We start from the raw sequence: 25996 nt of genomic DNA, 5'->3' as shown, positions 1-25996 counted from the left end.
CCGGTGACGAAAGGGGATCAGCGAGGTTTGGCCAGTACCGCCGACCAGACCAGCACCGCCGTGGTGGCCTGCGCCACCAGCAGCGTGAGGGTCGCGCCGGCGAGACCGTAGCGAGGCATCAGTGTAATGCCGGCCACGATCATGGCCGCCATGCCGGCGCACTGCGAGAGGATGCGCTGGTTGCGGCGTCCACGGGTCAGCAGGACGCTGGATCCGACCGAGCACAGGCCGAACAGCAGCGGCGACAGGCACAGCCAGCGTGCGGCGTCGACGGCCGGTGCGAACGAGGGGCCGAGCAGCCACGGCAGTACCGGTGCGCACAGCCACATCGCGACGGCGGAGAGCAGTCCGAAGCCGATGGTGTGGAACATCAACTTGGTCACAAATCGCGATGTGTGCTCTTCATCACGGCCGTGGGCACGGAACAGACGTGGAAGGGCCGACATTGCTAATGAGGTGACGGGCAGGGTCAGCACCGTGACGATGCGGAACGCGGCGGTGTAGGCGCCGGCGATATCGGTGCCGGCCAGGCGCAGGACCAGCGTCTTGTCGAACGCATTGAGCCCGTTATCGGCCAGTCGCATCACCGAGAAGCCGGCGGCTTCGCTCGTTTCATGTCGCGACACGGCCAGCGAAGCGGACGCCGGTCGCAACAGGCGCACGACGACGAGGCACGCCGCCGCGGTGGCGATCGATGCGAACACGGCATGGAAGCCGATGTAGTGGTCGAGGTCGCGCGTCACGCCAGACGCGGCGAAGCTCAGGCCGGCGATCAGGTTGGCCGCGGGGATGAAGACATACAGCAGGTTCGCCACGCCCATGCGCGCATGCGCCTGGAACGCGTAGCTGCACGCCATCGTGAGCGGGAGACAGATCAGTTCGGTCACGCCGACCAGCAGGTACAGCCACGCATGTCCGCCGAGCAGCAGCGGGCCGATGCCCGCGAACAGCAGTGATATCGCGCTGCCAAGCACGAGGATGGAAACCCAGGATTTGCGCCAGTAGACGCCGAGGCGTTCCGGCTCGCGCGCCACCTGCTGCAGCATGAGCAGGGCGAAACCGATGCCGGTGAAGGTCGCCAGCAGCGCGGCGAAACCGACGATGCCCGCGAGCCGGCCGTAATCGGCGATGCCCAGGCTGCGTGCGATGACGATGGTCCACAGCAGCTGGACGCCGACGCGTACCAGCTGCCAGAACGTGGCGAGTGCCGTATTGGCCGCCAGCGATCCGGCGGCCGGGATATACCTGCGCAACATCAGGCGGACGATGTTTCGCCCGCCCGGTCAGGGGCTGGATGCAGGCGCCGCGTCAGTTGCGGCAAGTACCGGGCATGTAGTTGTTCGGCAGCCCACCGCATTCCCAGCTCAAGCTCCCGTCGTTGTCGTGGACCTGCATGGTAAGCGTTTGGCCGCTGATCTTCGCGCTGGCCGAGCCGCTGAAGAGCACGGAAATGGTGCCCGTGTCATCGACAGTGACGGACTCGACATACTTGCCGTTGATCGAGCCCGGGTCGGCCATGCCGGCGTCTTCGTTGTCGGTGGGGAACCGGGCGTTGTCGCCGTAGTAGGTGGCGATGGCGACCTTCGCGCCGGTCGACAGGCTGATGCCCTCGGAGACCTGTGCGCGCGTCACGTAGTCCTGGTATGCGGGCAGTGCGATCGCGGCGAGGATGGCGATGATGGCCACCACGATCATGAGTTCGATCAACGTGAAGCCGTGCTGCTGCGATTTCATGGCGTATCCCCCGGTTCCTTGTTATTTGCCCCCGCCCCCGGCGGGAGCGAGGGATTGATTCCTTTGCCTGCCCATCGTGCCGGACGACCGGAGCTGTTCCAGCTCACGAAGGTCGTTGTCCCAGCGCCCGTCGCGGTTGCTGGACTGCACGTCGGCGATCAGGCGCTCGACTTCCCCTGGAGAACTGGAATGCAAGCTTGATGCCAACAAGAACTTCGCCAGGCCGATCTGGAGCGCGGGTTCGTTGGGTTCCAGACGAACGGCGTCGCGCATGACGCGAACGGCAAGTTGCCGGTCGCCGAGCACGTTGTAGGCGAAGTTGGCGTACTCCGCGTGGATGCGGCCGGAGCGCGGATTGCGCTGCAAGGCCACGCCGAAGGTATCCAGCAGTTGCTGGTCGTCCAGCTTGCACTTCTTCTGGACGCGGCAGGCGACGACGCCCCTGAGCGCCGACAGCTCGTGAGGTCCGGCTTGGCGCCGTGCGAGCTTGGCGCGGAACGACTCCCAGCGCTCATTGGGAATGGCCTGGTCCGTGCGGCCGTCCATGATGATCAGCGCCTGCTCCCCCAGCGGGGAACTGTTGGGCAAGGACGCGGCGTGTTCGAACTCGCGACGGGCCAACGACCACGAGGGCGCGTTCACGTCGCTGCGCGCGTCCTCGAGCAGCAGCTTGCCCAGTTCGTACGAGGCGCGTGGCGACTCGATGTTGCGCGTCGACAGAGCCACGGCCAACCGCATCGGGTCGCCCCAGGTGTGGCTCTGGATCAGGCACAGCGCCAGCAGCGCGAGCACCGGCAGTGATGCGAGCGATACGCGAGCGTCGGTGTTGAGGCTGCGGCAAAGCCACGCCAGCGGCGGCACCAGCGCGATCAGCAGGCCGAGCAGGGCAAGGTAGTTGCGGTGCTCAAACGCCAGTTCCAGCGGCACCACATTGCTGGTCAACGCATGCGACAGGAAGAACCAGCCGATGCCCAGCGTCACCAGCGGCCAGCGCCGCCATGCGAGCGCGGCGATCGCCAGCAGCGCGCCGAGCAGGGCGAAGGCGGCCAGCGTCCACGGCGGATCGAGCAGGCCGCGCGAAATCGGGTAGTTGTCGTAGTAGAAGACCAGCCGGTCCGGTGACGGCAGCAGGATCTGGCCGAGGTAGGTGGTCAGGACCGGGCCCTGCGTCAGCAATCGCTCGACGAGGCTGAAGTCGCGGTACGCATATATCCGGGGGCCCAGGTAGTGCGGCAGAAGCACGGCGAAGAATCCGATCCCCGCAACGGCAATCCCGGCGGCATACGCGCCCATCCACAGACGCGAACGCTGGCCGCCGGCGCCGCGGAAACGCAGGACGCACAGCTCGAGCAGGAAGGCATAGCCTGGAACGAGCAGGGCGGACTCCTTGAAGCCCAGTCCGGCCAGCATGGCCGCGGCAGTGGCGACCAGCCAGGGCCAGCCGCGATGGCCAGCAATCTGTCGCTCGCGGCCTTTCAGGTAGGCCAGCAGCGCCAGCAACACGAAGCCCTGCGCGCCCAGTTCCATGCGCTGGACGACGTACAGCACGCTCGAGACTTGCAGCGGATGCACCGCCCAGGCCGCGGCGACGATGAAGGCGGCAAAGCGGCCGACACGGCGCTGGTCCGAGGACGCCCCGGCAAGCGCGAACACGCGCACGCACAGGAAGAACACCAGCAACGCGTTGCCCAGATGGATCGCGAGGTTCGTGGCCTTGAGCCAGAACGGGTCCAGTCCGGTGAAATAGTGGTTGAGAGCGAAGCTCAGCATCGCCAGCGGACGGCCGACGCTGCTGGAGATGCCGTTGAACACGGCACGACGCCATTCGACGAGATCCAGCGTGCGGACCTTCCAGTCGGGATCGGCGACCAGGTTGGGGAAGTCGTCGAAGATGAAGCCGCCGTGCAGTCCGGGCCAGTAGGCGATCAGTCCCAGGACGAGCAGCGCCAGGCAGGCGGCGCCAGTGGTGCGGATTCGATGCAGCATTTGCTTCCCCGTAAAAAAACGAAGGGCCGCACGAGGCGGCCCTTCGCGATTGCAACAGCAGGCCGCAGGATTAGTCGCGGCAGCTGCTCGGCTTGTACTTCGGGTCGATCGAGCCACCGCAGGTCCAACGGATCGAACCACCCTGGTCGGCCGGGGTCAGCGTGAAGTTGCCGGCGTTGATCTTGGCGCTGGCAGAGTCGCTGAACTCAGCGGTGATCACGCCGTCGGCAACGGCCACGGACTCGACGTACTTGCCGTTGATCGAAGCTTCGTCGGCCAGGCCGGCAGCGGCGTTGTCGATGCCCGAGAAATCGCCGGTGTCGCCGTACTTCTCGGCAACGGCGGTCTTGGCGCCCGAGGCCAGGCTCATGGCTTCCGAAACCTGCGAACGGGCCACGTAGTCCTGGTAAGCCGGCAGCGCGATGGCGGCCAGGATGGCGATGATCGCGACCACGATCATCAGTTCGATCAGGGTAAAGCCTTGCTGCTTCTTCATCTTGTTTCCCCTAGGAGTGTTTGACATCACGTGCCTGTGGGCCGACTTTCCGGTCCTCGGGCAGCCGTGCTCACTTGCACGTGCCGGTAAAGTACACGCATAAGCCGTGCCAATGTTGTTTGCCCGGCATGTTGTGGCTGAACTGGAGATGACATCACGATCCATGTCTGAAGCCGGTCCGGTCGCCCATGACGCAAATTGTCAGCGGCATCGATCAGTGACCTTTTGTGTCACTTTCCGCGATATTCCGGGGTCAGGGCGCTTTGTGACCCGATCCGCCGGCAGGCGACCCCGCAGGGCGCAAGCTGCCCAGGGGTGTGACTCAAGTCCGGTTTCCGCTGGCGGTGATCCCGGCCAACGCGACGCTCGCCAGAACCTCGGCGTGTGGTGCGGTGCAGTTGCTGCGAAGGGACGCGAGGTCGTGCGTGCGACCTCGCGTGCGTGCATCAGTCGATGCCGAGCTTCTTGAGCTTGTAGCGCAGCGCGCGGAAGGTGATGCCGAGTGCGGCCGCGGTGCGCGTCTTGTTGTAGCGGTTTTCCTGCAGTGCCTGCTGGATGGCGGCGCGTTCGATCTCCTCGATGTACGAGGGCAGCGGGCTGCTGGCGGTATCTCGCGGATTGAGCGTGCGCGGATCGATCGCGACCATCGGCTGGCCCGGCACCGCGAGCGGCGCCGTCTGCGAAGCCGCTGCCGGCGTCGTCGTCGCAGTCGGCGCGGCGGCCGGCGCGGAAGCCTGCGCGGGGCGCGGCAGGCGCAGATCGTCTGCAGTCAGGCTGTCGCCTTCGGCCAGGGCGAGCGCGCGTTCGAGGATGTTCTCCAGTTCGCGCACATTGCCCGGGAAGCCGTAGCTGCGCAGCGTCTCGAGTGCATCGGCGCTGAGCTGCGGAACCGGACGGCCCTGCGCGGTCGCCAGGCGTTGCAGCACCTTGGCGGCGAGGCCGGGCAGATCGTCCTGGCGTTCGCGCAGCGGCGGCACGCGCAGTTCGATCACGTTGATGCGGTAGTACAAGTCCTGGCGGAAGCGGCCGTCGGCGACGAGCGCGCCCAGGTCCTTGTGCGTGGCCGAGAGGATGCGCACATCCACCGGCACTTCGCTGTTGGCGCCGACCGGGCGGATCGACTTCTCCTGGATCGCGCGCAGCAGCTTGACCTGCATCGCCAGCGGCAGCTCGGCGATTTCGTCCAGGAACAGCGTGCCGCCGTCGGCGGTCTGGAACAGGCCGGGCTTGTCGGCGTGGGCGCCGGTGAAGCTGCCCTTCTTGTGGCCGAAGAATTCGCTCTCCATCAGCTCGGCCGGGATCGCGCCGCAGTTGACGGGCACGAACGGACCGGTCGAGCGCGCGCCTTCGGCGTGGATGGTGCGCGCGACCAGCTCCTTGCCGGTGCCGGATTCGCCGACGATGTAGACCGGCGCCTGGCTGCGCGCGACCTTGCCGATGGTCTGGCGCAGCTGCGTCATCGCCGGCGACTGGCCGTACAGGCGTGCGGCGACCGCGTCGGTCTGCGCCGGGTTGCCCGCCTTGCGGCTTTCATTGAGGTCGAGCGCGTGCCGGACCAGATCGCGCAGCACGGCCAGGTCCACGGGCTTGGCGACGAAATCGAAGGCGCCGGCCTTCAGCGCTTCCACCGCGGCCTCGACGTTGCCGAAGGCGGTGATCATCGCGACCGGCGTGTCGGGATGCTTCTGGCTGATCTCCGCGACCAGGTCCATGCCCGAGCCGTCCGGCAGGCGCATGTCGGTCAGGCACAGATCATAGCGATTGCGCGACAGCTGGCTGCGCGCTTCGCCGATCGTGGAGGCGGTGTCGCATCGCAGGCCCATGCGGCCCAAGGTCATGACGAGGAGTTCGCGAATGTCGCGTTCGTCGTCGACCACCAATGCACTGCGTGTTTCGGCCATCCTTCCCTCCGGCCTTCACGATAACTTAAGGTCGACTGAAGCGCCAAGCAGAAGCGTGCGAATTGCGCATTCAGGCAGCAAGCAGCGTGTGGCTGCCGACCAGCCGGATGCGGAAGCACCCGCCGCCGCCGGGCATCGGCACGTAGTCCAGCGTGGCCTGGTTGGCGCGGCACAGCTCGCGCGCGATGTACAGGCCGAGTCCCGTGCCGTGGCTGGACGTGGTGAAGAACGGCCGGAACAGACGCGAGGCCACCGACTCGGGAATGCCCGGTCCACGGTCGAGCACGTCGATGCACGGCAGGCTCGATTCGTCTGCGTACACGTGCACCGTCACGCGCGCCGGTTCGCCGGGCATGCGTCCGTAGGTCAGCGCGTTGTGCACCAGCACGGTCAGCACCTGGTGCAGCTGGCGCGGGTCGATCAGCACCGGCAGGCGCGCGACGTTGCCGCTGCTGCGCAGCGTGTCCAGGTCGAGCGGATGGCTCTCCAGGTATTCCTCGACGAACAGCCGGCAGAAGCCGATCAGCTCCACGTGCTCCGGCTTGGCCGGTTCGCGCCGGGCCATACCCAGCACGTTCTCGACGATGCCGTTCATGCGGATGCCCTGCTGGCGGATGATCTCCAGCAGCCGGCGCTCGGCGGTCGGCACGTCGTCGGATTCTTCCAGCAGCTGCACCGCGTAGTTGATGGCCGCGAGCGGATTGCGGATCTCGTGCGCGAGGCTCGCCGAAAAGCGTCCCAGCGTCGCCAGCGTCATCGACTCGGCATGGCGCGAGAGCAGCGAGGTGTCGTCGAGGAAGATCAGCACCTGCTCGCTGCCGGCCAGCAGGCGGGTGAAGCGCGGCACCACTTCGGGCAGGTCGGGCGCGAGCTGCAGCGGGCTGTCCTGGTGGGTCCCGTCCTGGCGCCAGCGTTCGAGCCGGCGCGCCAGTTCGGGCGCGGCCACTGCCAGGCTGCGATGGCCATGCAGATCGACGCTTTCCCCGGCGTCGCCCAGCAGCAGCATCGCCGCCTCGTTGGCCAGGCGGATGCGGTCGCCGCGATCGACCAGCAGCACGCCGGTGCGCAGGCGGCGGATGATCAGCTCGTTGATCTCGCCCAGGTGCGCGGCCTCGGCGCCGCGCCGTTCGGCCAGGTCGTAGCTCTCGCGCATCTGCCGGCCGAGGATGCTGGTCAGCGTGGCGATGGCCATGTAGCCGACCGAGAACATCATCGGCTCGGCCAGCGTGCGCGACGGGCCGTCGGCCTCGAGCAGGCTCCACAGGTACTCGCCGAACAGTCCGGCCACCGCCACCGCGGCCGCACCGAAGCCGAAGCGCGGCGGCAGCAGCAGCGAGGCCGCGCCGACGTTGAACAGCAGCATCAGCGCCACACCCGTGCCGGCGGCCGGCATCGTGTGCATGGCGAGGAAGCCGAAGAACAGGTCCGCCGCGATCCCGGTGAGGGTCTGCGCCCGCAGGTCGCCGGTACGCCCGAAGACGAACAGCAGCGCGGCGATGAACAGGTACGACAGCGCGATCGAGCGCGCCAGCAGCGCGTGGCGGAGGGGTTCGATCAGCCCGGTCACCGGTCCGAACAGGAAGAACACCAGCAGCGCCGCCTCGAACAGGCGGTAGAGCGTGAAGAAATAGAGTTCGCGGCGGAGCGCGCGGTCGGCGTCGGCGGCGTCGAGCGGGGCGAGGACGGACGGCAAGCGGCGAACCCCGGCGGTTGGATGCCCGCCGAGTATGGCCGGCCGTGGGAGTCTGTCGCCAGTCGGGCGCCCGCGGCGGCGCTGGATGGGGCACGCCGGACGCCCACATCGGCAAAGCCGGCGTGCCGGCGCCGGGTCGGGCAGGGGCGGTTTTGCCCGGGCCGCCTGTATGGGCGACAATACGGCCCCCTCGCACTCGGCCGAACGGGTTCCACCCGGATCGGCAGCGGCCGCGGGGATTCTTTTCACTCCCCTCGGTGACGCATGAATTTTCACGAATATCAGGCAAAGCAACTGTTTGCCGAATACGGCATCGCTGTGCCGGTCGGGCGCGTGGCGCGCACTCCGGAAGAAGCCGTTGCCGCTGCCAAGGCCATCCCGGGCGACCTGTGGGTCGTCAAGGCGCAGATCCACGCGGGCGGTCGCGGCAAGGCCGGCGGCGTCAAGCTTGCCAAGTCGTACGACGAGGTGAAGCAGTACGCCACCGGGATGCTCGGCACGAAGATGGCGACCTACCAGACCGCCGGCGTCGAGCTGCCGATCGATTCGGTCCTGATCTCCGAAGGCACCGACATCGCCAAGGAGCTGTACCTGTCGATCCTGGTCGACCGCTCGACCAAGTCGATCACCTTCATCGCCTCCGCCGAAGGCGGCATGGACATCGAGCAGGTGGCCGCCGAGAAGCCGGAAGCCATCCATGCGCTGCACGTGAACTACGTGCAGGGCCTGCAGCCGTTCGAATGCCGCGACCTCGGCTTCGCGATGGGCCTGAACGCCAAGCAGGTCGGCCAGCTGACCAAGATCATGCTGGGCCTGTACAAGCTGTTCAACGAGAAGGACCTGGCGCTGGTCGAACTGAACCCGCTGGCGATCCTCACCAACGGCGACCTCGCCGTGCTCGACGGCAAGGTCGATTCCGACGACAACGCCTCGTTCCGCCATCCGGAACTGGTGGCGATGCGCGACATCCGCCAGGAAGACGAGACCGAGGTGCTGGCCAGCCAGCACGACCTCAACTACGTCACGATGGACGGCAACATCGGCTGCATGGTCAACGGCGCCGGCCTGGCGATGGCGACGATGGACGTGATCAAGCTCAACGGCGGCGAGCCGGCGAACTTCCTCGACGTCGGCGGCGGCGCCACCAAGGAGCGCGTGACCGAGGCGTTCAAGCTCATCCTGTCCTCGGACAAGGTGAAGGCGATCTTCGTGAACATCTTCGGCGGCATCGTCCGCTGCGACATGATCGCCGAGGGCATCATCGCTGCGGTGAAGGAAGTCGACGTCAAGGTGCCGGTGATCGTTCGCCTGGAAGGCACCAACGTGGAAGCCGGCAAGGAAATGCTGAAGAACTCGGGCCTGGCCATCACTCCGGCCGACGACATCAACGACGGCGCGAAGAAGGCCGTTGCGGCCGTCGCCGGCAAGTAAGGACCCACGACACCATGAGCGTATTGATCAACAAGAACACCAAGGTGATCGTGCAGGGCTTCACCGGCTCGCAGGGCACCTTCCACGCGCAGCAGATGCTCGAGTACGGCACCAAGGTCGTCGGTGGCGTGACCCCGGGCAAGGGTGGCACTGAACACCTGGGCCTGCCGGTCTTCAACACCGTCGCCGAAGCCGTGAAGACCACCGGCGCCGACGCGTCCGTCATCTACGTCCCGCCGCCGTTCGCGGCCGACGCGATCATGGAAGCGGCCGCTGCCGGCATCAAGGTCATCGTGTGCATCACCGAGGGCATCCCGGTGCTCGACATGCTGCGCGCCAAGAACGTGCTCAAGGGCTACCCGGACACCGTACTGGTCGGTCCGAACTGCCCGGGCGTGATCACGCCGGGCGAGTGCAAGATCGGCATCATGCCGGGCCACATCCACATGCCGGGCAAGATCGGCATCGTGTCGCGCTCGGGCACGCTGACGTATGAAGCCGTGAAGCAGACCACCGACGTGGGCCTTGGCCAGTCGACCTGCATCGGCATCGGCGGCGACCCGATCAACGGTACCAACTTCATCGACGCGCTGAAGCTGTTCCAGAACGATCCGCAGACGCAAGGCATCATCATGGTCGGCGAGATCGGCGGTTCGGCCGAGGAAGAAGCGGCCGAGTACATCGCCAAGCACGTGACCAAGCCGGTCGTCGGCTTCATCGCCGGCGCCTCCGCGCCGAAGGGCAAGCGCATGGGCCACGCCGGTGCGATCGCCTCGGGCGGCTCGGGCACGGCGGAAGGCAAGTTCGCCGCGATGGAGAAGGCCGGTGTCACCACGGTGAAGTCGCCGGGCGACCTCGGCGCGGCGATCGCCAAGCGCCTCAAGGGCTGATCCCGCTCCAACGCTGGATGTGAAACGAGACCCGCGCTTCGGCAACGAAGCGCGGGTTTTTGTATCTTGGCCCTTGGGGAGGGGGAATGTCGGCTCTGGGATACAAGCGCGAAATCGACGGCCTGCGCGCCGTGGCGGTGCTGTCGGTGGTGCTCTACCACGCCGAGCCGTCGTGGCTGCCGGGCGGCTTCCTCGGCGTCGACGTCTTCTTCGTCATCTCCGGCTACCTGATCGCATCGCTGCTGCTGATCGAGCACCGGCAGACCGGCACGCTGGATTTCGTCGGCTTCTACGCACGTCGCGTGCGTCGCCTGTTGCCCGCGCTGACCGCGGTGGTGCTCGCCACTGTCGCGATGGGCGCGGCATTGCTGGACGCGAATGCATTGCGCGCGCTGATGCTGTCGGCGGGAGCGTCGCTGCTGTTCGCCGGCAACCTCTTCTTCCAGTTCACGACGGGCAACTATTTCGACACGCCGGCGGAAGAAGTGCCGCTGCTGCACCTGTGGTCGCTGGGCGTGGAGGAACAGTTCTACCTGCTGCTGCCGGGCCTGCTGCTCCTCGCACTGCGACGCAGCAGCGTGCGCGGTGTGGGCATCGCGCTGGTCCTCGGCAGCATCGTCTCGCTGGCGCTCGCGGAATACTGGATGCAATCGCGGCCCTCCATCGCGTTCTTCCAGATGCCTGCGCGCTTCTGGGAATTCGCGATCGGTGCGCTGGTGGCGATCGCGCCGCGCGGCGCGCTGCGTTCGCAAGCAGCCATTGCGCTGTCGTGGCTCGGCCTGTGCGCGATCCTGGGTTCGGTCGCGCTGGGTACGACGCATTTTCCGGGACTGGGCGCCGCACCGGTCGTACTCGGCGCGGGTGCGCTGCTGTGGAGCATCCACGACGCGGAGCGTCCTGGTGGCGCATCCGTCCTGCTGCGCACGCGGCCGGCCGTGTTCTTCGGCCTGATTTCCTATTCGCTGTACCTGTGGCACTGGCCGCTGCTCGCGTTCCAGCGTGAAGTGGTGTGGCAGTCCTCGACCGGCGATCGGTTGTGGGCATGCGCGGCGGCCGTCGTGTTGGCATGCCTGAGTTACCGCTTCATCGAGACGCCGTTCCGCCGTCCAGCCTCCGCAAAAGACAGCAGGCGCCGGACCGTCATCGTGGGTGCGACAGCCTCGGCGGTGCTGGCGCTCACCTTTGTCCTCGCTCGGCCCGCACCGCTGCAGGATCCACGCACGGCCGGCCTCGACCAGCCCGAGAACATGCAGCGCTGCCATTACGGCCTGGGCAAGGACGTGCAACGCCTGCAATCGAGCGACTGCTACTCCGAACCGGGTTCGTCGCCGCGCGTGGTGCTGTGGGGCGATTCGCACGCGCTGGCATGGCAGCCGTTCGCGTGGTCGGTGGCGGCAGCTTCCGGTACGAGTGCCGCGAGTTTCACGCTGGATGCCTGTCCGCCGCTGGGCAACTTCGACACGCGCCTCGCCGAATTTCCACGTCACCGCGACACGTGTCGACGCTTCAACGCACTGGCGACGGCGTACGTGCGCGAACACCGTCCCGACGAAGTGATCCTCGCGGGGCGATGGCTCCTGCTGTTCGAGCCGAGAACGAACGCGGCGACGAGTTACCAGACACCGGAATCGGTGGGGGCGGGCATCGACCAGACCGTCGCCGCCGTCGCGCCCTACGCGAAGAAGGTGGTACTGATGGGGCCGTTGCCGCGGCTGGAGGCGTCGGCCGCGAAGTGCCTTGCCGACGTCGGGCAGGCGCGCTGTGCGATGTCGCGCGAACAGTACGAACAGCTCTCGAAGAGTGTGTGGGCCACGTTCCGCCGCATCGCCGCCAAGCATCCCAACGTAGAACTGGTCAATCCTGCGGACTTCTTCTGCGGCCCGACGACGTGTCCGGCTTCACGCGACGGATACGCGCTGTTCTGGGATGCCAACCACGTCTCGTCCACCGCCGCTCGCCACTTCGCGCGGGCCTATCTGGCCGATCCCGCGCGCTGGCAGGCCCGCGCTACCCCCGCCGCACCGTAGCGTTCGGCCCGCGCCGGTTCCGCTCGCGCGGGCAAAGCCCGATACTGGCGGGGTAAGCCTGAAGGGACGTGCATCCCCCCATGAGCCAACCCCTCCGCATCGCCCTGGCGCAGTTCGACTTCTCGGTCGGCGCCGTGCATGAGAACGCCGAACGCATCGCCGCCATGATCGAACAGGCGCGCGACGAACACGGCGCCGACGTCGTGCTGTTCCCGGAACTCGCGCTCAGCGGTTATCCGCCGGAAGACCTGCTGTTGCGTCCCGGCTTCCTCGCCGATTGCGAAGCAGCGATCGAACGCCTGGCTGCATCGACGCGCGGCATCGTCGCCGTCGTCGGTTGGCCGCAGGCGGCCGGCAGCATCGTCTACAACGCGGCCAGCGTGCTGCGCGACGGCCACGTCTCGCATACCTACCGCAAGCGCGAACTGCCGAACTACGCGGTGTTCGATGAGCGACGCTACTTCGACGTCGATCCCGACCGCGAGGACTGCGTGTTCGACGTCGACGGCGTGCAGGTCGGCCTGATCATCTGCGAAGACCTGTGGTTCCCCGAACCATTGGCGAGCACGGTCGCGAAGGGCGCCGAGCTGGTGCTGGTGCCGAACGCCTCGCCGTTCGAGCGCGACAAGCACGCCGAGCGCGATGCACTGATGGCGCAGCGCGTGCAGGAAACCGGCGTCGGCCTGGTGTACCTCAACGTCGTCGGCGGGCAGGACGCGCTCGTGTTCGATGGCGGTTCGGTTGTCGCCGATGGCGATGGCACCGTGCATCCGGCCGCGGCGGCGTTCACCGATCAGTGGCTGGTGGTGGATTTCGATCCGGATTCGCGCCGCTTCGCACCGGTGCAGTGGATGGAGGACGGCGACGAAAGCCGCGATGCGCTCGCCTGGCGCGCAGTGGTGCGCGGCACCCAGGACTACTGTCGCAAGAATGGCTTCCGCAAGATCTGGCTGGGCTTGTCGGGCGGCATCGATTCGTCGCTGGTGATGGCGATCGCGGTGGACGCGATCGGCGCCGACAACGTCACCGCCGTGCGCATGCCCTCGCGCTACACCGCGGACCTGTCGAACGACCTCGCCGAGGAACAGTGCCGCATGCAGGGCGTGAAGCTGCTGACGCTGCCGATCGAGAAGCCGTTCCAGGGTTATCTCGACGCTCTGTCCGAGCATTTCGGCGACTTGCCGGTCGACACCACCGAAGAGAACCTGCAGTCGCGCACGCGCGGTGCGCTGCTGATGGCGATGAGCAACAAGTTCGGCGGACTGCTGCTGACCACCGGCAACAAGAGCGAGTACGCGGTCGGCTACGCCACCATCTACGGCGACATGTGCGGCGGCTACGCGCCGCTGAAGGACCTGTACAAGACCGAGGTGTTCGCGCTGGCGCGCTGGCGCAACACCGTGGGCGACCGCGTCGTTCCGCAGGGCGTGATCGATCGTCCGCCGTCGGCGGAGCTGCGCGAGAACCAGAAGGACCAGGATTCGCTGCCGCCGTACGACGTGCTCGATGCGATCCTGCTGCGCTACGTCGACCAGGAACAGTCGCGTGATGAAATCGTCGCGGCGGGTTTCGACGCAGCTACCGTCGACAAGGTGCTGCGCCTGGTGCGCATCAGCGAATGGAAGCGCCACCAGTCCGCGCCCGGCCCGAAAGTGTCGCGTCGCGCGTTCGGGCGCGAACGGCGCTATCCGATCAGCAACGGCTACCGCGGCTGACGCACGTACCATCGCCGCAAATGAAAACGCCGCCCGGAGGCGGCGTTTTCGTTGGTGTGGTGCGAACCCGGATCAGTTGTCCAGCGCCGACTTCTCGCCCGCGAACGGGTTGAGCTTGCGCCAGTTGCTCGGGTAGTCCGGCCACTTGCCGGCCAGGTACGGATGGCTCGGATCGTTGAGCTGCAGCACGCGCTTGGCGTCGGCGGCCAGCGCCTCGTTGCCCAGGCCTTCGTAGGCGACGGCGAGAGTGGCGACGGCGTCGTTCTGGTACTGGCTCTGCGGGTAGGTTTCGAGCAGGAACTTGGCGCGCTCCACCGCGGCGACATAGGCCGTCCGGCGCAGGTAGTACAGCGCGGTGTCCAGCTCGTGGCGGGCGAACATGTCGCGCAGGCCGCGCATGCGGCTGCGCGCGTCCTCGGCGTAGCGGCTGGTCGGGTAGCGGTCGGCGACGATGGAGAAGTCGTTGAACGCCTGCAGCGGGGTCGCCAGATCGCGGCGGCTGGCGTCCAGGCTCCACACGCGCTGCAGGAACACCGTGTCGCGGCTGGAGTTGGTCAGCCCGCGCAGGTAGTACATGTAGACGGTGTTCTTGTGGGTCGGGTAGGTACGGATGAAGCGGTCGATGCTGCTGATCGCATCGTCGTGCTTGCCGGACTTGTACTGGGCGTAGGCCGTCTCGACCAGCGCCTGCTCGGTATACGGGCCGTACGGGTACTGGGCGACCAGGCGCTTGTAAGTGGCCTCGGCGCCGGACCAGTTGCCGTTGGTCATCGACTTGTGGCCCTTCTCGTAGAGCTGCTCGACCGGCACGCCCTCGTCCGCGTCCTTCTTGGTTCGGCTGCAGCCCACGCCGGCGAAGGCGACGATCAGCAGGATGGCCAGCACACGCGAGGAGGTGGAACGTAGGGTCATGGGAAGGTGACGGGCGCCGAGGGTACGAAGTCCGGATAATAGCAGTCCCCACGCGCCTGCCCTGAATCCTCCCCGTCCGATGCCCTCCGTCCCGCCAAGCCCCGACAACCCCCTCCAGGCCATCGTCCCGGACAACGCCGCCGGCCGTCGCTTCGACGCCGTCCTTGCGGAACTTTTCCCGGATTTCTCGCGCTCGCGCCTGGCCGCCTGGATCAAGTCCGGCGACGCGCGCCTGGACGGCCGCGAGGTGCGCCCGCGCGATCCGGTCCGCGGCGGCGAGACGGTGACCCTCAACGCCGCCCTCGAGGTGCAGACGCACTCGGAGCCGGAAGACATCGCGCTGGACGTGCTGTACGAGGACGAGCATGTCTTCGTCATCAACAAGCCCGCGGGCCTGGTGGTGCATCCGGGCGCGGGCAATCCGGCCGGCACGCTGGTCAATGCGCTGCTGCACCGCGACCCCTCGCTCAATACCCTGCCGCGCGCCGGCATCGTCCACCGGCTCGACAAGGACACGTCCGGCGTGATGGTCGTGGCCCGCACGCTGCCGGCGCATACCGCGCTGATCGAACAACTCTCCTCGCGTGAGGTCCACCGCCAGTACCTGGCCGTCGTGGTCGGCGCGCTGGTGTCGGGCGGCACCGCCGATGCGCCGATCGACCGCCACCCGCGCGACCGCATCCGCATGGCCGTGCGCGAGGACGGTCGCGACGCGGTCACGCATTACCGCCTGCGCGAACGCTTCCGCGCGCACACGCTGCTGGAATGCCGCCTGGAAACCGGCCGCACCCACCAGATCCGCGTGCACATGGCGCACCTCAAGCACCCGATCATCGGCGATCCGCTGTACGGCGGTCCGCTCAAGTTGCCGCGCGGCGCGACCGCGGAACTCATCGAGACGCTACGCGGTTTCCGTCGCCAGGCGCTGCACGCGGAGACGCTGGAGTTCGCCCATCCGGTCACCGGCGAGCCGGTCCGCTGCACCGCACCGGTGCCGCAGGACCTGCAGCACCTGGTCCGCGTCCTGCGCGAGGACAGTGCGGCCGCCGCCGAGCGGGAGCGCTGAGGCATGGCGGCGGCGTGGATCGATGCCGCGTGGCCCGCGCCGAACGGCGTGCACGGGTTCACGACGCTGCGCCACGGACTGGGCGTGTCGCCGCCGCCGTTCGACGATTTCAATCTCGGCCTGCGCGCGGGCGATGACGCCGCGGCGGTCGAGCGCAATCGCGCGTTGCTGGTGGAACATGCCCGCCTGCCGTCGCCGCCGTGCTGGCTGCGCCAGGTCCACGGCGTCGACGTCGCAAGCTTCGATACGCCGACCGCGCAGGAAGCCGAAGCCGATGCGTCGGTGACATCGACACCGGGCACGGTGCTGGCGATCCTCACCGCCGATTGCATGCCGGTGCTGTTTTGCGCGGACGACGTTAGCGCGATCGGCGCCGCGCACGCGGGCTGGCGCGGCCTCGCCGGCGGCGTGCTGGAGAACACGCTCGCGGCGATGCGTATCGCGCCTGATCGCGTGCTCGCGTGGATGGGGCCGGCAGCGGGACCGCAGGCCTATGAGATCGGCGAGGAAGTACGCGATGCCTTCGTAGCACACGATGCCGGTGCGGTGGGCGCGTTCGTCGCGACGCGGCCGGGCCACTGGCGCGTGGACCTGTATGCGCTCGCACGACGCCGGCTCGAAGCCGCCGGCATGGCCCCGTCGCGCATCCACGGCGGCGGCCTGTGCACCATTTCCGAACCGCAACGCTTCTTCTCGCACCGGCGCGACCAGCGCACCGGCCGCATGGCCTCGTTGATCTGGATCGAACCGCAGGCATGAGCGCCATCGCGCCGCAGCCGCTCTACCGGCAGCTGCTCGCGGCGCGTTTCGACTCGTTGCCCGCGACGGTACGCGCGCTGCACGAACGCAGCGGCGCGCATCGCTACCACGGCAAGGTCGAGGTCGAGCGCGGGAGCGGGTTCCTGTCGCGACTGTGTGCATGGTCCACGCGATTGCCCAGCGCCGGAAAGGGGGCGATCCGCGTCGAGATCGACGGCGCGCACCATCGCGAACGCTGGGCGCGGCATTTCGCCGGACGCGCCATGCGCTCGCGCCTGTGGGTGCGCGACGGACTGCTGTGCGAGCGCCTCGGGCTGGTGACGTTCGCGTTCCGCCTCGACGTCGAACTGCTGGCGATCGGGCCTGCGATCGTCTGGCGCGTCGCGCGCGTGCGCGCGCTCGGCCTGCCGTTGCCGCTACGTTGGTTCGACGGCGTCACCGCGCGCGAGTACGAACGCGACGGGCGCTATCGTTTCGACGTGGCCGCGCGCCTGCCGTGGATCGGGCTGCTGGTCCATTACCGGGGGTGGCTCGATGTCGCATGAATCACCTCGCAGCGACGCAGTGATCGTGTTCGACGGCGTGTGCGTGCTGTGCAACGGCTGGGTGCGCTTCCTGCTACGCCACGACCGGCGTGGACGCTATCGCTTCGCCGCGATGCAGGGCGACACCGGACGCGGTTTGCTGGATGCGCACGGACTGGATCCCGACGATCCGGTGTCGTTCCTGCTGATCGATGGCGGACGTGCGTGGACCGACACCGATGCGATCGTGCAGGTGTTGCGCGGTTTGGGCGGTCCCTGGCGTCTTGCCGCCGCGGTCTTCGCGCTGTTCCCGCGCAGTGTTCGCGACGGTTTGTATCGCCTGCTCGCACGCAACCGCTATCGCTGGTTCGGTCGCCGCGAACAGTGCCTGCTGCCGACGCCGCAGCAGGCGGTGCGTTTTCTGCCGTGAGCCGGAGGTCGTCGATGCGTTCGTTACGTCATTGCATGTTCGCCGTCACGGTCGCCGTGCTGCTCGCCGGCTGCGCCAGTGGTGCGCTGGTCGCATCGTCGATGCAGGGCGATCCTGCGCGGCCGGCGCAGTCGAACGCGTGGGCGCGCAGCGAGCTGTACTTCGCGGTAGGCAACGAGGATGGCAGCGATACCATCGACGACGCGCGCTGGCGCGCATTCCTCGACGCCGAAGTCACGCCGCGTTTTCCCGATGGACTGACCGTGCTCGACGGCTACGGCCAATGGCGGTTCCGCGACGGCAACCGCCTGGTGCGCCAGCGCTGCAAGGTGCTGGTGGTGTTGCACGAGAACACGGACGCGCGCCGCGCCGACATCGACGCCATCCGCACCGCCTGGAAGCGCGCGAGCGGGCACGAGTCCGTGCTGTGGGCGCGGCAGGCGGTCGACGTCTCGTTCTGAGACCGCTCCGCAACACAGCGGCCCACGCCGGCCGCTGCCTGCGCAGGCGCCGCTGCGCTACGCTCAGGCCCTGCGCGGGCAGCCTGTCCGCATCCCATTCCTTCCCGGAGACCGGTCGATGACCGCAACCCCGCAGCGCCGCTGGTTCGTCGCAGGCGACATCAACGGCTTTTTCGGTCTGGTGGTGGACAACCTGTCCATCCTCGGCTTCATCTCCGCCGCGCTGATCGGGATCTTCCAGTTCCCCGCCGAGGTGGTGTTCACGCGGATGTTCCCGGGTACTGCGCTGGGCGTGCTGGTCGGCAACCTGATCTACACCTGGATGGCGCGCCGCCTCGCACAGCGCACGGGCAGCGACGACGTGACCGCGATGCCGCTCGGCCTGGATGCGCCGACCAGCATCGGCATGGCGCTGCTGGTGCTGGGGCCGTCGTTCGTGGCGTTCAAGCAGCAGGGCATGGATGAGCAGGCCGCCGCGACCGCGACGTGGCAGCTCGGCATGGCCTCGCTGATGGTGATGGGCACGCTGAAGCTGGTGTTGTCGTTCTTCGGCGACGCGATCACGCGCGCGGTGCCGCGCGCGGCGTTGCTGGGCTCGATCGGCGGTGCGGCGCTGGCGTTGCTCGGCTTCCTTCCGTTGATCGAGACGCTGCGCTCGCCGGTGGTCGGTTTCGTCACGTTCGGTTTGCTGATGTACGTGCTGGTGGCGAAGGGCAAGCTGCCGATCCGCATGCCGGGCGTGCTGCTCGCTTTCATCGTTGGTACGGTTTTGTACTACGGTCTCGGCCTCGCGGGTCTGGGCACGCCGGGCTTCAAGCTTCCCGACGCGACACCACTGCGTTTCACGTTGCCGCTGCCGACGCTGGGTTTCGTCGACGGCCTGTCCTACACGGTGCCGTACCTGCCGCTGCTGCTGCCGTTCGGCCTGCTGATGGTGGTGGGCGGCATCAACGTCAGCGAGAGCGCGCGCGCCGCGGGCGATGATTACCGCACACGCGATGTGCTCCTCGCCGAAGCGGTCTCCACGCTCGTCGCCGGCCTGTGCGGCGGTGTCGCGCAGACCACGCCGTACATCGGCCAGCCCGCGTACAAGCACATGGGCGCGCGCATGGGCTACACGCTCTTGACTGGCCTGTTCATCGGACTCGGTGGCGTGTTCGGCTACGTGTCGGGACTGGTGCAGTGGTTGCCGATCGCGGTGCTCGCGCCGATCATCGTGTACGTGGGCATGGACATCACCGTGCAGGCTTTCCACGACAGTCCGCGCCGGCATGCATTGGCGGTAGCGCTGGCGTTCCTACCGTCGATCGCCTACCTGCTGGTGATCAAGGTCGGCAATCCGGCGTGGATCGATCCGGCGCGTTTCGCCGCGCTGTACAACGGTGTCGATGGCCACGGCCTGCCGGACCTGGCGACGATCGTGACGCTCGGCAACGGCTTCATCATCACCGCGATGATCTGGTCGAGCGCGCTGGTGGCGATGATCGACCAGCGCTTCCGCCGTGCCGCGCTGGTATTGCTGGTCGGCGCGGCGCTGACCCTGTTCGGTTTCATCCACTCGGTGGACCCGCGCGGCAGCATCTACCTGCCGTGGACCCTGCAGGGGCTGGCGAAGAACATCATGTGGCAGTTCTGCGGCGCCTACGTGGCGCTGGCGGTGCTGCTGGCCGGGTTGTCGCTGCAACGCCATGCCGATCCTGCCGGAAATCCCGCCGACACTGGCTCCGCGCATTGATCCGCGCGCGGCCGGCCGCATGTCGATAACCGACCCCACTGCGTGACGACGAACATGTCCCTGCAAGCCGAACTCAACGCCAATCCCGGCGTCACCGCCGATCGCGACGCCGCCACCCTCGGCTTCGTGTTCAATCACACCATGCTGCGCGTCAAGGACGTGGCGAAGTCGCTGGACTTCTACACGCGCGTGCTCGGCTTCACCCTCGTGCGCCGCCGCGACTTCGACGAGGCGAAGTTCAGTCTCTACTTCCTCGTCCTCGTCGACGATCCCTCGCAGATCCCGGCCGAGGAGCCGGCGCGCGGCGAATGGCTGCTCAGCCAGCGTGGCGTGCTCGAACTCACCCACAACCACGGCACCGAGTCCGATCCGTCCTTCGCCTATCACGACGGCAACGGCGAGCCACGCGGCTTCGGCCATATCTGCGTATCGGTGCCCGACGTGGAAGCAGCGTGCGTGCGTTTCGAGGAACTCGGCGTGGCGTTCCAGAAACGGCTCACCGACGGCCGCATGAAGAACATCGCCTTCATCAAGGATCCGGACGGCTACTGGGTGGAGATCCTGCAGCCGACGGCGCGGGTCTGATCGACCACCGACCGGATAAAAGGAAAGGCCGCGGATCCCGCGGCCTTTCCCGTTGCGGGATCGCCCTCGTGGGGCGATCCACGAACGATCGGATCACTTCAGCACGGTGAACTCGATGCGGCGGTTCTTCGCACGGCCTTCTTCGGTCGTGTTGTCGGCGATCGGCTTGTCCTGACCGTAACCCTTCGCACTCAGCATCGCCGGATCGACCCCCAGCTCGACGAGCTTGGCGACGACGGCGTCCGCGCGCTTCTGGCTCACGGTCAGGTTGATGTCGGCGCTGCCGGTGTTGTCGCTGTGGCCGCCCACTTCGATGCGCGAGCCCGACGGCGCGGACTTGATCGCCTCGGCGGCGCGCTGCAGGACATCCATGCTGTCGGCGGTGATCGCGTTGGAACCGGTGTCGAAGTAGACGTTCATCAGGTTCAGCGCCTTCACCAGATCCTCGGCGCTGAAGCCCGCCTTCAGGCTCGCCAGCGCGGCGGTCGCGCGTTCCCACAGACCGGTGATGGCGTAACCGCCGAACAGCGAGCGCAGCTGCTGGCTGACCTCGAAACGCTGCGCTTCGGGCAGGGCCGACGTATCGATCGACAGCTTGTCGCCATCGAAACCGAACTTGAGGCCATCAGCCTTGAGCTGTGGCAGGGCGGCGATCAGTTTGTCCATCCAGCCGGCCGGCATCGTCTGCGGGTCGAGCACGATGTCGCCGGACACCTTGTCGGCACCGAACTGCGCGGTCAGTGCATCCCACAGGCGGCTCTTTTCCGTTTCGCTGACCAGCGTGCCGCTCACCTTGACGCCGCCGTCGGCCGTTTCCAGCTGAAGCTGCGGAGCGGTCTGGGCAACGGACGTTTGCACGGCCGAGGCGGTGTCTCCAGGACCGTTTGGAACGTCCGGAGTCGTCGAACGATGGCAGTTGCGCAGGAGCAGGAACAACAGGACGAGCAGACCGGCCAGGACCAGCCATTTCAACCAAGCGAAGCCCGATCCCTGGCGACGTTCGCCGCCTTGCAGGAGTGCGCCCACATGCGCGGGCAACGACGTCGGCACGCGACCGTCGGAGGTGATCAGGCCGATGAGCTTGGGCAGGACCTGCGCGCCGGCCATGTTCACGGCGGCGGGCGCAACGCCGAGTTGGCGCGCGATGCGGCGACCTTCTTCCTGGCCGAAACCGGCGCTGAACTGATCGGGCTGTAGCACGTTATCGCCCGGCTTCGTGCCGATCCAGGACTGCAGCAGGCTGCCGAGGCCGGCCTGTTCGAAACGGTGACGGAATCCGGCGAAGCCGCCGGTCTTCTCATCGAAGATGGAATCCGCGAGAAAGCGGACAAAGGGCTTCGCCTTGTCGCCCATGCCGAGTTCCGCCGCCTGGCGGATGAGTGCATCCAACATCGAAACCTCCAACGGTTAGATGCCGGTCTCCGTCTTCGGGGGAAAGTCGCAAAGACCGGCGCGCGCCAGGACAAGAGTGTCCAGAGCGCTCCGGATTCTCACGGGCGCGGTGCGTTGCTGCGATAAGACATATGCCAATGCGGCGCGGGCGTCCCGGGCCGCTCGATCCCGCGCCGGCGACTACACGGGATCGCGCAACGCCGCCAGGTATTCCTTCCGCCACGCCGTGATGTCGTGAGTGCGCAGCAGCGTCATCATCGTCTGCCAGCGTTCGCGCCGTTCCTCCAGCGACATCTCCAGCGCGGCGGCGATCGCGTCGGCGACGCCGTCGAGGTCGTACGGATTCACCAGCAGCGCCGCGTCGAGTTCGCGCGCGGCACCGGCGAAGGTCGACAGCACCAGCACGCCGGGATCGGCCGGGTCCTGCGCGGCGACGAACTCCTTCGCCACCAGGTTCATGCCGTCGCGCAGCGGCGTGACCAGGCCCACCCGCGCCAGCCGGTAGAAACCGGTGAGCGTGGGGTGCGGATAGTTGCGATTGACGTAGCGCACCGGCGTCCAGTCGGGTTCGGCGTGCGCGCCGTTGATGTGACCGGACAGCTGCTCCAGTTCGCTGCGCAGGTTCTGGTACTCGAGCACCTCGCCGCGTGAGACCGGCGCGATCTGCAGGTAAGTGAGCTTGCCGCGGTGCGTAGGGTGGCGCTTGAGGAAACGGCCGAACGCGCGGAAGCGTTCGGGCAGTCCCTTGGAGTAATCGAGCCGATCGACGCCGATGCCGAGCGCGCGGCCCGACAGGCTCGTCGCCAGACGCTTCACGCCGGGCTTGCCGACCGCTGCGGCGGCCTGCGCTTCGATGTGTCCGGTGTCGATGCTGATCGGAAACGCGCCCGCACGCAGGCGCACGCCCTTGCGCGTTTCCAGATGGCCGTGCGAGATCACCTTGCCGCGGCCGAACAGGCGCACGTAATCCTGGAAACGCTCCAGGTCGCGCTCGGTCTGGAAGCCGATCAGGTCGTACGACGACAGCCCTTCGAACAACCGCTCGTGCTGCGGCAGCGCTGCGAGCAGGTCGGAAGACGGCATCGGCACGTGCAGGAAGAACCCAAGCCGACACGAAACGCCCAGCTCGCGCAGCAATTTCGCCATCGGGATGAGGTGGTAGTCGTGCACCCACACGAGGTCGTCATCGCGCAGCATCGGTGCGAGCTTCTCGGCGAACAGCGCGTTGACGCGCCGGTATGCGGCGTAGGTGACGCGGTTGTAATCGACCAGGTCCACGCGGAAGTGCAGCAGCGGCCAGAGCGTGCGGTTGGCGAACCCGTTGTAGTAGTCGTCGTGGTCGCGCTTGGACAGATCGACAGTGACGTAGCGGATGTTGCCTGCATCTATTTCGTGCAGGCGCCCGGATGCCTCCGGATCGATCTTGCCGCTCCAGCCGAACCACAGCCCGCCGGTCTCCTCCAGCGCCGACTGCAACGCCACCGCGAGGCCACCGGCGCTGCTCAGGCCGGGCACCGCGACGCGATTGGAGACCACCACCAGCCGGCTCATGCCGCCACCTCCGGTGTCCGTACCGTTACCGTCATGCTGCGTCCTGCCAGGGACGCGACAGGCGCATCGCGGCATTGATCAGGCCCACGTGCGAGTACGTCTGCGGGAAATTGCCCCAGGCTTCGCCACCGTCGAATTCCAGGTCTTCCGACAGCAAGCCGAGCGGATTGCGCCGGGCGAGGATGCGTTCGAACAGGATCCGCGCTTCTTCCTGTCGTCCGATCGCCGCCAGTGCGTCGATGTACCAGAACGTGCAGATGGTGAAGCTGGTTTCCGGCGCGCCGAAATCGTCCGGCGCGATGTAGCGGAACAGCGCGTCGCCGCGCTTGAGGCCGGTGCCGATGGCCTCGACAGTGCGCACGAAGCGCGGATCGTCGGGGCGTACGAAGCCCAGGTCCGCGAGCAGCAGCAGCGAAGCATCGAGACGGTTGCCGTCCGGCGACTCGACGAAGTGGCCCAGTTCCTCGTTGTAGGCATGCGCGATGATGCGTGCGTGGACCTCGTCGGCGCGCTCGCGCCACTTCTTCACCTGCGGCGCCATGCGCAGGTGCACCGCGATGCGCGCGAGGCGGTCGCACGCCGCCCAGCACATCACGCTCGAATACGTATGCACTTCCTCGCGCCCGCGGAACTCCCACAGGCCCGCGTCGGGCTTGTCGTGCAGCGCATAGGCGAGTTCGCCCACCGGCTCCAGCCGGGCGAAGATCGACGCATCGCCGACGCGGATCAGGCGCTGGTCGAAGAACAGCTGGGTCGAGGCGAGTACCACGCTGCCGTACACGTCGTGCTGCTTCTGCAGCCAGGCGAGGTTGCCGCGCCGAACCGGGCCCATGCCGCGGTAGCCGGCCAGCGATTCGACTTCCGACTCGGCCAGCTGGCGTTCGTAGCCGATGCCGTACAGCGGTTGCAGCCCGCCGTCGGTGGACGCAACGTTGGCGACGTAGCGCAGGTATTCCTCCATCGTGCGCGTCGCGCCGAGGCGGTTGAGCGCGCGCACCACGAAGGCCGAATCGCGCAGCCAGCAGTAGCGATAGTCCCAGTTGCGCACGGTGTGCGGCGCTTCCGGGATCGAGGTGGTCATCGCGGCCACGATCGCGCCGGTCTCGTCGTACTGGCACAGCTTGAGCGTGATCGCGCTGCGGATCACCGCCTCCTGCCATTCCAGTGGGATCGACAGGTTGCGCACCCAGTTGCGCCAGTAGTTGAGGGTCTGTTCCTCCGCGTTGCGCACGAAGCCGGCGACCGACTGGGTCAGCGTCTCGTCCGGGCCGAGTACCAGGTGGGCATCGCGATCGAGCACGAACGGCAGTGAATCGCGCACCAGCCGCACCGGCACGTCGCTGGTCATGCGCAGCGTGAAATCCGGTACGAGGTAGCGGATGTGGTTGCTGCCCCAGGTGGTCTCCGGGCGCGTCGCGCCATAGTCGGCCAACGGCCGCAGGCGGATGCGGATACGCGGTGTGCCGGCCAGCGGACGCAGCCGCCGCATCAGCATCACCGGACGATAGAAGCGGTCGTTTTGGTGCCAGCGTGGGGCGAAGTCGACGATCTCCACCGCACTGCCGTGACTGTCGCGGAGCACGGTGCGCAGCATCGCGGTGTTGGTGATGTATTCCTGCTCGGAAGAGGCGAAGTCCTCCAGCTCGATCGTGAAGTCGCCGCCTTCGTGCACGCGTGGCGAGAGCAGTGCGCAGAAGGTCGGATCGCCGTCGAACGCAGGCACGCACGCCCACACGAAGCGGGCGCGCGCATCCACCAGCGCGGCCACGCTGCCGTTGCCGATCAGGCCCAGGTCGAGGCTGGAAGGAAGGATCTTGTTCGCGGTCATCCGTACTCCTGTTGCATTGGGAAGGCGGGATCGGGCGTCGCGGCTCACGCCAGCGACAGGCCTTCTTCCAGCCAGTCGCGCACGGCGGCGGGATCGTGCAGCGCGTAGCGCGCGGCGCTGGGTTGTCGTGCGCCGACGAGGATGCCGAAGCCGCCGTGGCTGCCGACCGCCTTGAAGGCGGCCTCGTCGGTGAGGTCGTCGCCGACGAACACCGGCCGACGGCCGTGGAAGGGCGCGTGCGTCATCAGTTCCAGCACCGCCTCGCCCTTGTGCGCGCCGTCGGGGCGAAGTTCGACGACATGGTTGCCGGGCTGCAGGTGGTAACCGGGCAGATCGATCAATGCCGACGTCGCGAATTCGTGCAACGGCTCTTCCGCCGCCGGTGAACCGCGCCAGTGCAGCGCGAGCGCGACGCCCTTGTCCTCCACGCGCGCACCGGGGAACTTCGCCGCCAGCGAGCGCGCCGCCGCGAGCACCGCGTCGAGTGCGACCGGGCGTGCATGCAGGCTCTCGTGGCCGTCGTCGCGACGCTCCAGTCCATGCAGTCCGGCGGCGGGCAGGTGCAGGGGCGCGAACAGTTCATCCAGCTGCGCGAGCCTACGTCCGCTGACCAGCGCCAGTGCGCCGTCGAGGCGGCCGTGCAGGACCGCGAGCACGTCGACCAGGCCCGGCTGCACGACCACGTCGCCGGGTGCGTCGGCGAAGTCGAGCAGGGTGCCGTCGACGTCCAGGAACAGGGCCCAGTCGGACGTGACCGCCGGCGGAGCGGGCAGGTGGGCGGATGGCAGGGGCATCCACGCATTGTGAACACGCCTGTGTCAGCATCAGGTGGACGTCTCGAGAACCCGCTTGAATCCCGGCCCCGCGGGCCGCATCTGGT

At 67.6% G+C, this 25996-nt stretch carries 22 protein-coding genes; 11 read left to right on the top strand and 11 right to left on the bottom strand.

All coding sequences use genetic code 11. The annotated features are described in order from the left end of the window. Window positions 1–17: 17 nt before the first annotated feature. The 6 genes from FOF45_RS03015 to FOF45_RS02990 form a co-directional block, all read right to left on the bottom strand. Window positions 18–1256: a lipopolysaccharide biosynthesis protein gene (locus tag FOF45_RS03015; RefSeq protein ID WP_158982541.1), complete on the bottom strand. Its 1239-nt coding sequence runs from the start codon at window positions 1254–1256 to the stop codon at window positions 18–20. A 52-nt stretch (window positions 1257–1308) separates the two neighbouring features. Next, the gene (locus tag FOF45_RS18235; RefSeq protein WP_158982540.1) at window positions 1309–1734 is read right to left on the bottom strand and encodes a pilin; all 426 of its coding nucleotides are present in this window, start codon (window positions 1732–1734) and stop codon (window positions 1309–1311) included. A gap of 21 nt (window positions 1735–1755) precedes the next feature. Beyond that, complete coding sequence (locus FOF45_RS03005) at window positions 1756–3720, bottom strand: tetratricopeptide repeat protein (RefSeq protein ID WP_158982539.1); 1965 nt, start codon at window positions 3718–3720, stop codon at window positions 1756–1758. A gap of 70 nt (window positions 3721–3790) precedes the next feature. Beyond that, window positions 3791–4216, bottom strand: a complete 426-nt coding sequence (locus FOF45_RS03000; protein WP_158982538.1) for a pilin — start codon at window positions 4214–4216, stop codon at window positions 3791–3793. Window positions 4217–4662: 446 nt separating this feature from the next. Then, window positions 4663–6117 carry a sigma-54-dependent transcriptional regulator gene (locus tag FOF45_RS02995; RefSeq protein ID WP_158982537.1) on the bottom strand — a complete coding sequence of 485 codons (1455 nt, stop codon included), beginning with the start codon at window positions 6115–6117 and terminating at the stop codon, window positions 4663–4665. Window positions 6118–6187: 70 nt separating this feature from the next. Further along, window positions 6188–7810 (bottom strand): sensor histidine kinase, encoded by a 1623-nt coding sequence (locus FOF45_RS02990; protein WP_158982536.1) that lies wholly within the window; start codon window positions 7808–7810, stop codon window positions 6188–6190. Window positions 7811–8074: 264 nt separating this feature from the next. Here FOF45_RS02990 and sucC point away from each other — a divergent pair, with 264 nt between their 5' ends. The 4 genes from sucC (at window position 8075) to FOF45_RS02970 (ending at window position 13873) form a co-directional block, all read left to right on the top strand. Further along, entirely contained in the window at window positions 8075–9241 is a 1167-nt protein-coding gene (sucC, locus tag FOF45_RS02985) for an ADP-forming succinate--CoA ligase subunit beta (RefSeq protein WP_158982535.1), read from the top strand. Window positions 9242–9255: 14 nt separating this feature from the next. Beyond that, a complete protein-coding gene (gene sucD, locus FOF45_RS02980; protein ID WP_158982534.1) occupies window positions 9256–10131 on the top strand; it encodes a succinate--CoA ligase subunit alpha in 876 nt (291 codons plus the stop codon). A gap of 86 nt (window positions 10132–10217) precedes the next feature. Beyond that, on the top strand, window positions 10218–12158 hold the full coding sequence (locus FOF45_RS02975) for an acyltransferase family protein (protein WP_158982533.1): 1941 nt from the start codon (window positions 10218–10220) through the stop codon (window positions 12156–12158). Window positions 12159–12238: 80 nt separating this feature from the next. Then, complete coding sequence (locus tag FOF45_RS02970; RefSeq protein ID WP_158982532.1) at window positions 12239–13873, top strand: NAD+ synthase; 1635 nt, start codon at window positions 12239–12241, stop codon at window positions 13871–13873. 72 nt (window positions 13874–13945) lie between these two features. On the opposite strand, the gene FOF45_RS02965 is transcribed toward FOF45_RS02970, so the two are convergent. Further along, window positions 13946–14785 (bottom strand): outer membrane protein assembly factor BamD, encoded by an 840-nt coding sequence (locus FOF45_RS02965; RefSeq protein ID WP_158982531.1) that lies wholly within the window; start codon window positions 14783–14785, stop codon window positions 13946–13948. A 79-nt stretch (window positions 14786–14864) separates the two neighbouring features. Here FOF45_RS02965 and rluD point away from each other — a divergent pair, with 79 nt between their 5' ends. From rluD to gloA, 7 genes are all read left to right on the top strand, one after another. Further along, complete coding sequence (rluD, locus tag FOF45_RS02960) at window positions 14865–15851, top strand: 23S rRNA pseudouridine(1911/1915/1917) synthase RluD (protein ID WP_158982530.1); 987 nt, start codon at window positions 14865–14867, stop codon at window positions 15849–15851. 3 nt (window positions 15852–15854) lie between these two features. After that, the gene (pgeF, locus tag FOF45_RS02955; protein ID WP_158982529.1) at window positions 15855–16610 is read left to right on the top strand and encodes a peptidoglycan editing factor PgeF; all 756 of its coding nucleotides are present in this window, start codon (window positions 15855–15857) and stop codon (window positions 16608–16610) included. Further along, the gene (locus tag FOF45_RS02950; protein ID WP_158982528.1) at window positions 16607–17155 is read left to right on the top strand and encodes a DUF4166 domain-containing protein; all 549 of its coding nucleotides are present in this window, start codon (window positions 16607–16609) and stop codon (window positions 17153–17155) included. The genes pgeF and FOF45_RS02950 overlap by 4 nt, the downstream gene beginning before the upstream one ends. Further along, entirely contained in the window at window positions 17145–17564 is a 420-nt protein-coding gene (locus FOF45_RS02945) for a thiol-disulfide oxidoreductase DCC family protein (RefSeq protein WP_158982527.1), read from the top strand. The genes FOF45_RS02950 and FOF45_RS02945 overlap by 11 nt, the downstream gene beginning before the upstream one ends. A 14-nt stretch (window positions 17565–17578) precedes the next feature. Next, window positions 17579–18025, top strand: a complete 447-nt coding sequence (locus FOF45_RS02940; RefSeq protein WP_158982526.1) for a DUF3574 domain-containing protein — start codon at window positions 17579–17581, stop codon at window positions 18023–18025. Window positions 18026–18143: 118 nt separating this feature from the next. After that, entirely contained in the window at window positions 18144–19760 is a 1617-nt protein-coding gene (locus tag FOF45_RS02935; RefSeq protein ID WP_158982525.1) for a SulP family inorganic anion transporter, read from the top strand. Between the two features lie 54 nt (window positions 19761–19814). Continuing rightward, the gene (gene gloA / locus FOF45_RS02930) at window positions 19815–20345 is read left to right on the top strand and encodes a lactoylglutathione lyase (protein ID WP_158982524.1); all 531 of its coding nucleotides are present in this window, start codon (window positions 19815–19817) and stop codon (window positions 20343–20345) included. A 93-nt stretch (window positions 20346–20438) separates the two neighbouring features. Here the strand turns inward: gloA and FOF45_RS02925 are convergent, their stop codons facing one another. The 4 genes from FOF45_RS02925 to otsB all read right to left on the bottom strand — a co-directional run bounded on the left by FOF45_RS02925 (window position 20439) and on the right by otsB (window position 25910). After that, window positions 20439–21737 (bottom strand): OmpA family protein, encoded by a 1299-nt coding sequence (locus tag FOF45_RS02925; RefSeq protein ID WP_158982523.1) that lies wholly within the window; start codon window positions 21735–21737, stop codon window positions 20439–20441. 180 nt (window positions 21738–21917) lie between these two features. Further along, complete coding sequence (gene otsA / locus FOF45_RS02920) at window positions 21918–23288, bottom strand: alpha,alpha-trehalose-phosphate synthase (UDP-forming) (RefSeq protein ID WP_158982522.1); 1371 nt, start codon at window positions 23286–23288, stop codon at window positions 21918–21920. A 31-nt stretch (window positions 23289–23319) separates the two neighbouring features. Further along, window positions 23320–25116, bottom strand: a complete 1797-nt coding sequence (locus FOF45_RS02915) for a glycoside hydrolase family 15 protein (protein WP_158982521.1) — start codon at window positions 25114–25116, stop codon at window positions 23320–23322. Between the two features lie 44 nt (window positions 25117–25160). After that, window positions 25161–25910 carry a trehalose-phosphatase gene (gene otsB, locus FOF45_RS02910; RefSeq protein WP_158982520.1) on the bottom strand — a complete coding sequence of 250 codons (750 nt, stop codon included), beginning with the start codon at window positions 25908–25910 and terminating at the stop codon, window positions 25161–25163. Window positions 25911–25996: the final 86 nt, after the last annotated feature.

The organism is Lysobacter panacisoli (assembly GCF_009765165.1).
GTDB classification, from domain to species: domain Bacteria; phylum Pseudomonadota; class Gammaproteobacteria; order Xanthomonadales; family Xanthomonadaceae; genus Lysobacter_J; species Lysobacter_J panacisoli.
Note: the sequence above shows the minus strand (reverse complement) of the source record. Positions and strands in the feature narration are given on the sequence as shown.